This window comes from Halomonas sp. CnH100-B (assembly GCF_024124605.1).
Classification (GTDB): Bacteria; Pseudomonadota; Gammaproteobacteria; order Pseudomonadales; family Halomonadaceae; genus Vreelandella.
Genome location: NZ_JAMXRX010000007.1, coordinates 193,403 through 202,870, shown reverse-complemented (window position 1 = coordinate 202,870; position 9,468 = coordinate 193,403). Strand labels below are relative to the sequence as shown.

Here is a 9,468-nt window from a genome sequence, read left to right as displayed (position 1 = left end):
CGCGGGCGGCGTCCTGCTGCTCAGGGCTTGCCTCTGGGTGGCACAGCGTGGCGAGCAGCGCTTGGCTATCCCGGTCGTCGGCTACGGCGGCGACGCGTTCACGGGCGCTCGCGGTCTGGGGCAGTTCCTCGAGAGCATCGATGGCCTCGGCCACCGCCACGTAGTGCTGCTCCTCCTCTTTGAAGCGCTCGATATCGTGGTAGCGCTCGGCATCCAGCAGTCGCAGGCGCGCGAAGTGGCTCTCCAGCCCCATCTGCTCCGGCGTGGCGGTAAGCAGCAGCAGACCGGGAATCTCGGCGGCGAGCTGTTCCACGCACTGGTAGCCGGGGCCGCTCTTCTCCGGGCTCCAATCCAGGTGATGCGCTTCATCGACGATCAGCAGATCGAAGCGGCTGGCCAGGGCTTGGTCCTGGCGATGAATGTTGGCGAACAGCCAGCCTTGGCTGGCCAGCACGAGCTGGGCGCTCTCGAACGGGTTGGCGCTGCCGTGGGCCTGACTCTGATGCTCGTCCAGCAGAGTGACGTTCAGCGAGAAGCGGCGCAGCAGCTCCACCAGCCACTGGTGGGTCAGGCTGTCGGGCACCAGAATCAGCGCGCGCTCTACCCGGCCTGCCAGCAGCAGACGGTGCAGAATCAGACCTGCCTCGATGGTTTTACCCAGGCCTACCTCATCGGCCAGCAGAACCCGCGGCGCATGGCGCCCGGCGACTTCGTCAGCGATGTAGAGCTGATGGGGAATCAGATCGATACGCGGCCCGGCGAAGCCGAGCGCGCTGTGCTGCTCAATACGCTGAAAGTGGTGCAGCGTGCGAAAGCGCAGGTCGAACCAGTCGTTGCGGTCGACTTGACCGGTGAGCAGGCGGTCGCGGGCTTGGTCGAACTGCATGGTGTCGGCCAGCTTGGCCTCGGGCAGCTCGCGCAGGTTGCCGTCGCTGTCTTCGCCGATGTAGGTGATCAGGCCTCGGCTCTCTTTGCTGTCATCGACGATCATCTGCCAACCATCGGCAGAGAGGACGCGGTCGCCGCTGCCGAACATCACACGGGTGAGCGGCGCTTGGCGGGTGTTGTAGGTGCGGGTTTCCTGGCTGGCACTGAACAAGATGGTAACGCTACGGGCGTCGCAGTTAAGCACGGTGCCGAGTCCAAGCTCGGCCTCGCCGTCGCTAATCCAGCGCTGGCCGGGAGAAAAATCGCTCATGATGCCTCGAGGAAGTCGTCAAAATCGGGTCGTACGCCGCCGGGGCAGGTCACCGGCGGCTAACAGGGCGGGGGATTCTAACGCAAAGCAGCGGGGGGATTAAGGTCTATCGTGGTCAATCGCTCAACCAGCGCTCTAACTGGGTGAGGGTCAGTTCACCCACGTGCACGTCGAGGGTTTTGCCGTCGGTGTCGAAGAGCACGGTCGTCGGTAGTCCCGGCGCCTGGAACTGTGCTATCAGGGTTTGCTGTGGGTCGCGTAGTGGGTAGCGAAAGTGGAGCGACTGCTCATCCAAATAGCGGGCGATGGGCAGCAAGTCCTCCCCCTGGTTGGCAACGACGACGGTGATGCCGTCGTGCTGATCCGCCTCTTCCAATAGCGGCATCTCGCGCAGGCAGGGCGGGCACCAAGTGGCCCATAAATTGACGATGATTCGGTCGCCTTGATTGGCCAGCGACGGAAGGTGGACCGTGTTACCGTCGAGATCTTCCAGGGCCACATCGGGCAGCGATGCCACGGCAAACGGCTGGCTGAGCGGGGCCAGTGTCACCAGCACCAGCCAGAGACTGGCGGCGCCGACCGTCATGGCGAGACCGCCGATCATCGCCAGCAGCCGCGCGCGCAGTGCCCAGGCGGTCCACAGCAAGCCAGCAAGCAGCCCGCCAAGGGCGTGATAGCCCGGCTGCCATACTTTCAGCGCGTCCAGCGGGGTGGCGCTATAGCTGTCCCAATGGAGGGCAACGAACGTCATCCGCGCGCCGATGAGCCAAACGATCAGCAAGCCGTTGAACCAGCGGCCATGGGGCTTGGCCGGCAGTCCCAGCAGGTAGCGGCTGCTCAACAGCAGCAGGAGCGCACAGGCAAACGCGTAGAGCCGTGGCGTCGATATCAGCAGTGGACCGAGGGCAATGGCATTCATAGTCGTTCCGGTAAGCAGGTACACTGGGCCACCATACCATGCACGCTACTCATGACGGAGATGTCGATGCCGCAATCCTCTTTTGACACCCTGCGCGCCCTGGCCATAGGCACCCAGGCACTTGGCCTGGCGCTCATCATTACCCTCGAAACCGTCCTCGGCGATGCCGCACGCCCCTGGCAGGGCGGCGTGCTGGCCGCCATGGTGGCGTGTGCACTGGTCATTGCGCTGGTGCGTATGTACCGCAACAAGCGCCGCCAGAAGCGCTTGGCAGAGCGACTAGACGCGTCGACGTCAGAAAACCACGAGCGTTAGAAACCGTTGCTTGTGTTTTTGGCGCGACGGTTCCAGATTAAGGGGAGCCCTGCGCTGGACAGTCGGGGCACTTAACACACTGGGAGCGACAAACAATATGATTAATAAGCGCGCATTAGCCATTGCCGTAGCGGCCTCATCACTTGCCTTAACCGGGATGGCCCAGGCGGAGGTCAAAGTTGGCTTCTTGGGCGGCTTTACCGGGGGAATTGAGAGTCTGACACCGCCCATCTTTGCAGGTGCTCAGCTGGCGGTCGAGCAGGTCAACGAGCAGGGCGGTATTTTGGGTGGCCAAACCCTGGCCATGCCATCGGGCGACACCACCTGTTCCGATGCGTCGGCTGCCTCCAACGCCGCCGACCGTATGGTGAACTCTGAAAACGTGACGGCCATCGTCGGCGCGCTGTGCACCGGTGCCACGATTGCCGCTGCCAACAATGCCGCGATTCCTGGCGGTGTGCTGATGGTGTCTCCTGCGTCGACGGCGCCTGCGGTGTCGGAGCTGGACGACAATGACTTGGTCTTCCGTACCGTGCCGTCTGATGCCTTCCAGGGTGAAATTCTGGCCAAGCTGCTGCTGGATAAAGGCATTGATTACGTGGCCGTCACCTTCGTCAACAACGACTATGGCCGTGGCCTGTCGGACGCCTTTAGCGCCGCGTTTACCGCTGGTGGTGGCGAAGTCGCCGAGAACCTCGCCCACGAAGATAACCGTGCCGACTACCGTTCGGAGCTGGGCTCACTCTCCGCCAGCGGCGCGGATACGCTCGTCGTGCTGGCGTATGCCGATACCTCCGGCCAAACGGTGCTGCGCCAGGCCTACGAGAGCGGCATGTTTACCCAGTACGTGGGTGCTGACGGCATGGTAGGTGACAGCTTAGTCGAGGCGATTGGTGCCGACGTGCTGGATGGCATGATTGCCACCCGCCCCGGCAGCCCAGAGCTTCCCGGCACTGAGATATTCAATAACGCGGCCACTGAAGCAGAGATCGATCCCAGCGCCGTGTTTGCAGCCCAAGCGTACGATGCCGCCTTCCTGATTGCGCTGGCCATCGAGCAGAACGGCAGCGCCGACCGTGAAGGGCTGGCTGAAGCGTTACGCAATGTGTCCAGCGCACCGGGTGAAGTGATTCTACCGGGCGAGTGGGAAAAAGCGGTCGAGCTGATCGCTGCCGGTACCGACATCGACTACGAGGGGGCCTCCGGCTCTCACGAGTTCGATGACAACGGCGACGTACCGGGGGTAGTGGTCGAGATGGCCGTAGAGAACGGCACCTTTACCAGCAAAGGTCAGGTGGATCTGTAATTACTTACCATCTGCCGATAGCAAAACGCCCCGCTCAAATGAGCGGGGCGTTTTTTTGTGGCGCTGATGGTATTAACCGTGGCTTTTGATCTTTTCAGGCAGCAGCCCTTTGGGCGCAAAGCGCAGTACCAGGGTGATCAGCATGCCGATCACCAAGACCCTCGCCTGTAGCGCTCGGCTGTCCATATTGCTGGGTGCCTCCCAGCCAAAGGCGTTCTCTCCGAGCGCGACGAACAGCTCCATCAAAAACAGCGCCAGTGGCTCCGACATGATCCAGATAATGTAGACGGCCACCGCCCCAAAGATGGTACCCAGGTTATTGCCGGGGCCGCCCAGAATAACCATTACCAGTACCAGGAATGTGTGGTTCAAAGGCAGGTAGCCCTGCGGGTCAAACAGACTGTTGAACGTGCCCAGCATGCCGCCCCCCAGGCCCATCAAAATGCAGCCCAGCACGAAAATCTCCAAGCGACGCTTGTTGATGTCCTTCCCCATGGCCGCCGATGAGACTTCGTTATCGCGTATCGCGCGAATCATCCGCCCCCAAGGAGCGTGGTAAGCGCGATGCAGCAGGAAGAAAATCACCGCGATGACTACCGCTGTCACCGACAGGTAAATCGCGCGGGAAAGGGTAAACCCCAGCTCGGCTGGGCCAGGGGTTGGCCAGGGCAGCGGCGAGACGGTTGCTGTGCCGCGGGTGAGCCAGTCGGAGTTTTTCAAAAACGCTTTGATGATCTCGGCAATGCCCAGCGTGGCAATGGCGAGATAGTCGCTGCGCAGGCCAAGGCACACATGGCCAATAAAGTAGCCTACGCCACCGGCCAGCGCGCCGCCGACGATCCAGCCCACCCAGGGCGGTAGGCCAAACCCGCCCACAAAGCCCGCCTGGGATTGGATTTGGCTGGTCACGTCGCGCAGCAGACTGATCACCACCAGATAGAGCACCACCGCCAGCACCACGGCGATGACGGTACGCAGCGTTTTAGGGACGCCCAATCGGTCAAGCTTGGTGGCACCGATGACCAGCACAGTGGCCGCAAGGCCATAGAGCAGCACTTGGCCGAGTTCGCCTGGCAGCTCCGTGCCCCAGAAGGCATCGTTGACCGGTACGCTAAACAGCATGGCGCAGAAGCCGCCCAGAGCCACAAAGCCCATCACCCCGGCATTAAACTGCCCGGCGTAGCCCCACTGAATCGTCAGGCCCAACGCCAGAATGGCGTAACAGGCGGCTTCGACCAGCATGCGCGTGCTGTACGCCGCGCCCATCATGGCATAAACCGCCAGGACGGCGACCAGCAGCGCGCCAAACAGCACCAGCTCGCGCAGCGGGAAGCGGCGCTGTGGCGTAGCGTCTTTCGGCGTGTAGGCCGGGTTGCGAGTATTGGTTGGATGGCTCATTAGATCACCTTGCCTTTAAACAGGCCGGTCGGGCGCCACACCAGGATGGCCACCAGAATAAAGAATGGCACCACAATCTTATATTCAGTGCCCACGAAGGCGAGATTCGATGGCAGCGTCAGCCACTCGGGGAAGCTGTCTTGGAAGGGGCGCAGCAGCACGTTCCAATTGAATACCGCCAGGGTTTCGGCAAAGCCCACCACAAAACCACCGGCAATCGCGCCGTAGGGGTGGCCCACGCCGCCGACAATCGCCGCCGCGAAAATCGGCAGCAATAGGAAGAAGCTCAGGTCGGGTTTGAAGGTCACGTCCAGCGAGAGCAGCGTGCCCGCAATGGCGGCCAGGCCGCCTGCAATCACCCAGGTGACCGCTACGATGGTATTGGTATTAATGCCTGATGCCTGGGCCAGCTCCGGGTTATCCGACATGGCGCGCATGGCTTTGCCTAACCGCGAACGGTTCAGGAATAGGTGGAGCGCGATCACCGCCACGATGGTAATCACGAACAGATAGATCTGCGGCTCGGTGACGACGATGGGTGCCCGTGCACCCTCGAACGGTAGAGCAATGCGGAAGATCTCTTTGCGGTCATCCACGTAGAGGCTCTGCCCGCCGGTACCTGAGAACAGACGAATGAGGCCCTGCAGCATCAGCGTGACGCCCAACGAGCCAATCACCATAACGATCGGTTTCACGCCATGGGCGCGCAGCGGCTTGTAAAACGCCTTATCGATCCCCACTGCCAGCAGTGCGGTCAGCAGCATGGCCAGCGGCAGCATGATCAGCGCCGTGGGCACGCCAATGCTGGCGCCGACGGCAGGGAACGCCGTGGTGAGCAGCAGCACCATAAAGGCACCGAAGGTCATCATGTCGGCATGGGCAAAATGGGCAAAGCGCATAATGCTGAAAATCAGCGTGACGCCAATCGCGCCAATGGCATAAATCGAGCCAGTGACACTGCCCGCAATCACCACGTTGTTAATAAAAAAAGCCAGTTCGTTCACGCGTTTCTCCCCCGGGCTAGCCGCCCAAAAAGCTTTTGGCGACATCCGGGTCGGCCAGCAGGGCCGCCCCGGTATCCGTAAAGCGGTTCTGGCCTGCCGCCAGGACAAAGCCCTTGTCGGCAATGGCCAGGGCCTGCTTAGCGTTCTGCTCGACCATCAAGATGCCCACGCCTGCGGCGTTGATCTTTTTCACGCGGTCAAAGATCTCATTCATGTAGAGCGGTGATAGGCCCGCCGTGGGTTCGTCCAGGAGTAGCAGGCTAGGTTCTGCCATGAGGGCTCGCCCCATGGCGACCATCTGGCGCTGGCCGCCTGAAAGCTCACCGGCAGGCTGGTAACGCTTCTCCACCAGCGGGGGGAAAAATTCGTAGACCTGCTCCAGCATGCGCTTAACGTTCTGCGGCTTCAGGTAGGCGCCCATCTCCAGGTTCTCTTCGACCGAGAGACTGGGGAAGACGTTTTTCTCCTGGGGCACGAAGCCCATACCGCGCTCCACCAGCTGGTTGGGTGGCAAGTTGTGAATCGGCTGGCCGTTAAGCAGGATCTCGCCCTGGTTGACGTTCAAAAGCCCAAATACCGCTTTGAGCATGGTGGACTTGCCCGCGCCGTTGGGGCCGACGATGACGCCGACCTCATCGGCATACAGGGTCATATTGACCCCGTTCAGGATATTCATGCTGCCATAGCCGCCGTGCACGTCGCGTGCTTCAAGCAGTGGCTGGGGTGATGCCTGTGTCGATGACATAAACGCGTCTCAGCAAACGTCGCGCTGGGGTCTCCAGGCGCGATCATGTTGTTATAGCCGTGGGTGGGCTGTTGGTCGTGATAGTGTGAAGCGTATTGCCGGGAGTTAGGCGGCGTCCGAGCCGAAGTAGGCCTCGATGACCGCCGGATCGTTCTGTATCGCTTCGATGTGCCCTTCCACCATGACGCTACCCTGAGCCAGGACGATGACGGGATCGCAAAGTCGCGAAATCATGTCCATGTCGTGCTCGATGACCAGGAAGGTGTAGCCCATTTCGCGGTTGAGCCGCTCGATATTGCCCATCAAATCGCCCAGCAGGGTACGGTTCACCCCAGCGGCGATTTCATCGAGCAGAACGATCTTGGCATCGGTCATCATGGTGCGGCCAAGCTCCAAGAGCTTTTTCTGGCCGCCGGACAGATTCCCCGCCAGCTCGTTGCGCACGTGGTGTAGCCCGACAAAGTCGATCACCTCCAGCGCGCGGCGGCGCACTTCGGCCTCCTGTTCGCGCACCAGCGATGGCTTGAACCAGGTGTTGAACAGGTTTTCGCCGGCCTGCTGAGGGGGCACCATCATCAAGTTTTCCAGCGCGCTCATCTGGCTGAATTCGTGGGCAATCTGGAAGGTGCGCAGCAGCCCTTTATGAAAGCGCTGGTCGGCGCTTAACGAGGTGATGTCTTCGCCATCCAGCAGAATGTGGCCGCTGTCGGGCATCAGCGCGCCGGCGATCAGGTTGAACAGCGTCGACTTGCCGGCCCCGTTGGGGCCGATCATGCCGGTGATCGATCCTTTCTCCACCCGGATGGAGCAATCGTTGATGACGTGTAGCCCACCGAACGCTTTATTAACGTGTTGTACTTCGATAAGCGGTTGCATGGTGTCCTCGTAAGGCAGGCGGCCTCGTCGCCGCCTGCTGTATGGGTATTATTATGAGGGGTTAGAGTGCCGCAGGCGCTGGCCAATCGCAAAAGCCGCCACGATGATCAGCGAGCCGAGCGTCGGAATCAGATACCCCTCGACCTGGGGGATTGTGCGCAGGAACACGAACGATACCGCTGCCGGTCCAACGAAACGCACTAGAAAGCGCCAGAGAGCGAACCAAGTGGGGTGAGTGCCCAGCTCTTTCATGACTTCGCTCTGGGTCAGCGCCCATCCGGCAAACAGGGCAATCATCAGGCCGCCCAGCGGCATGAAGATATTGGTCAGCAGTTCGATGAACTCAAAGGCGCTGCGCCCAAACAGGCTGTGGAAGATCGTGCCTTCCGCCCATACGTTGAAACTCACCACGGTCAGCAGACCCATGGCCCAGGCGGCGACGACCATGATGGTCACGGCCTGGGGGCGGGTCATGTCGAAACGCTCCACCAGGAACGCCGCGACGGGCTCGATCAGTGAGATCGACGAGCTGAGCGCCGCGCCGAGCACCAGGATGAAGAAGACGCCGCCCACCAGCGCGCCAAACGGCATGTCGGCAAACGCCAGCGGCAGCGTCACGAACATCAGCCCAGGGCCTTGGCCCGTTTCCAGCCCTGCGCCAAACACTAGCGAGAAAATCGCCAGGCCTGCGACCATGGCCACGGCCGTATCTACGAACGCCACGGCAATAGCGGTGCGCGTCAGCGAGGCGTCGCTGGACATGTAAGCGCCGTAGGCCATGATCGCGCCCATGCCGAGGCTCAAGGTGAAGAACGACTGCCCCATGGCCTGCAGCCAGCCTTCCAAGCTGAGATCGCCAATGTTGAAGGTGAACAGGAAGCTGGCCGCAGCGCCCACATCACCGTTGATGATGCCGTAGATCAGCACCACGATCAGAATGACGAACAGCGCAGGCATCATGATGCGTAGGCCCGATTCGATGCCTTTATGGATGCCCATGCCAACGATTAGCGCAGATCCCGCGATGAACAGCGTATGGTACATCGTCATCAGCCGGGGGGAGGCGAGGAGGGCGTTGAAGCCGTCGCTGATGGTTTGGGCATCGGCGCCGACCAGCGAGCCGGTGAGCATCAGCCAGGTGTAGTGCAGCGCCCAGCCCGCGATCACCGAGTAGAAACTCAAAATCAAAAAGGCAGAGGCGGCGCCCAGCCAACCAATCGACTCCCACGCCCGTGAGGTGCGATGCGTTTTGGTCAAATGCCGCATGCCCATGATCGGGCTTCGACGACTGGTGCGTCCCAGCATGGTTTCGGCGATGAGGATGGGAATGCCTACGGCAAAGATGGTCAGCGCATAGATGAGGATGAACGCACCGCCCCCGTTTTCACCGGTGAGATAGGGAAAGCGCCAGAGATTACCAAGACCGACGGCAGAACCAACCGCTGCCAGCAGAAACGTGCCTTTATGCGTCCAGACGTTATGACCGCTCATGTGAAGGAGTGTCCGTATTAAGGGTGTAAGGATGGGGGTAGGTATCCAAACACTTGTATGAATTATGGCGTGTCAGCGGCCCTAGGGCGCGCTGAGAATAGCGCTACTTTGCGATAGAACGCCGGCGCTTTCCAGCGTGATAGCGTTTAGGTTGCGTTAATGGGCTGGCTTGGCGACGGCGCAGGCCACGCGGCCATAGGCGCTGAAGAAGCAAAA

The 9,468-nt window shown here is 61.1% G+C and carries 9 protein-coding genes; 2 read left to right on the top strand and 7 right to left on the bottom strand.

Annotated elements, in window-relative coordinates; all coding sequences use genetic code 11:
• Positions 1-1,198: SNF2-related protein (locus NH398_RS16025; RefSeq protein WP_253019241.1), on the bottom strand; the 1,198-nt coding region annotated here is incomplete at its 3' end.
• A gap of 115 nt (positions 1,199-1,313) precedes the next feature.
• Complete coding sequence (locus NH398_RS16020; protein WP_253019240.1) at positions 1,314-2,117, bottom strand: TlpA disulfide reductase family protein; 804 nt, start codon at positions 2,115-2,117, stop codon at positions 1,314-1,316.
• 66 nt (positions 2,118-2,183) lie between these two features.
• Here NH398_RS16020 and NH398_RS16015 point away from each other — a divergent pair, with 66 nt between their 5' ends.
• The gene (locus tag NH398_RS16015) at positions 2,184-2,432 is read left to right on the top strand and encodes a hypothetical protein (RefSeq protein WP_253019239.1); all 249 of its coding nucleotides are present in this window, start codon (positions 2,184-2,186) and stop codon (positions 2,430-2,432) included.
• Positions 2,433-2,529: 97 nt separating this feature from the next.
• Entirely contained in the window at positions 2,530-3,738 is a 1,209-nt protein-coding gene (locus NH398_RS16010) for an ABC transporter substrate-binding protein (protein ID WP_159340646.1), read from the top strand.
• 72 nt (positions 3,739-3,810) lie between these two features.
• On the opposite strand, the gene NH398_RS16005 is transcribed toward NH398_RS16010, so the two are convergent.
• The 5 genes from NH398_RS16005 to NH398_RS15985 form a co-directional block, all read right to left on the bottom strand.
• Positions 3,811-5,136: a branched-chain amino acid ABC transporter permease gene (locus NH398_RS16005; protein WP_253019238.1), complete on the bottom strand. Its 1,326-nt coding sequence runs from the start codon at positions 5,134-5,136 to the stop codon at positions 3,811-3,813.
• A complete protein-coding gene (locus NH398_RS16000) occupies positions 5,136-6,140 on the bottom strand; it encodes a branched-chain amino acid ABC transporter permease (RefSeq protein WP_159340648.1) in 1,005 nt (334 codons plus the stop codon). The genes NH398_RS16005 and NH398_RS16000 overlap by 1 nt, the downstream gene beginning before the upstream one ends.
• A 16-nt stretch (positions 6,141-6,156) precedes the next feature.
• Entirely contained in the window at positions 6,157-6,885 is a 729-nt protein-coding gene (locus NH398_RS15995; RefSeq protein WP_253019237.1) for an ABC transporter ATP-binding protein, read from the bottom strand.
• Positions 6,886-6,990: 105 nt separating this feature from the next.
• A complete protein-coding gene (locus NH398_RS15990; RefSeq protein ID WP_253019236.1) occupies positions 6,991-7,761 on the bottom strand; it encodes an ABC transporter ATP-binding protein in 771 nt (256 codons plus the stop codon).
• Positions 7,762-7,812: 51 nt separating this feature from the next.
• Positions 7,813-9,252 carry a sodium-dependent transporter gene (locus NH398_RS15985; RefSeq protein ID WP_253019235.1) on the bottom strand — a complete coding sequence of 480 codons (1,440 nt, stop codon included), beginning with the start codon at positions 9,250-9,252 and terminating at the stop codon, positions 7,813-7,815.
• Positions 9,253-9,468 lie beyond the last annotated feature (216 nt).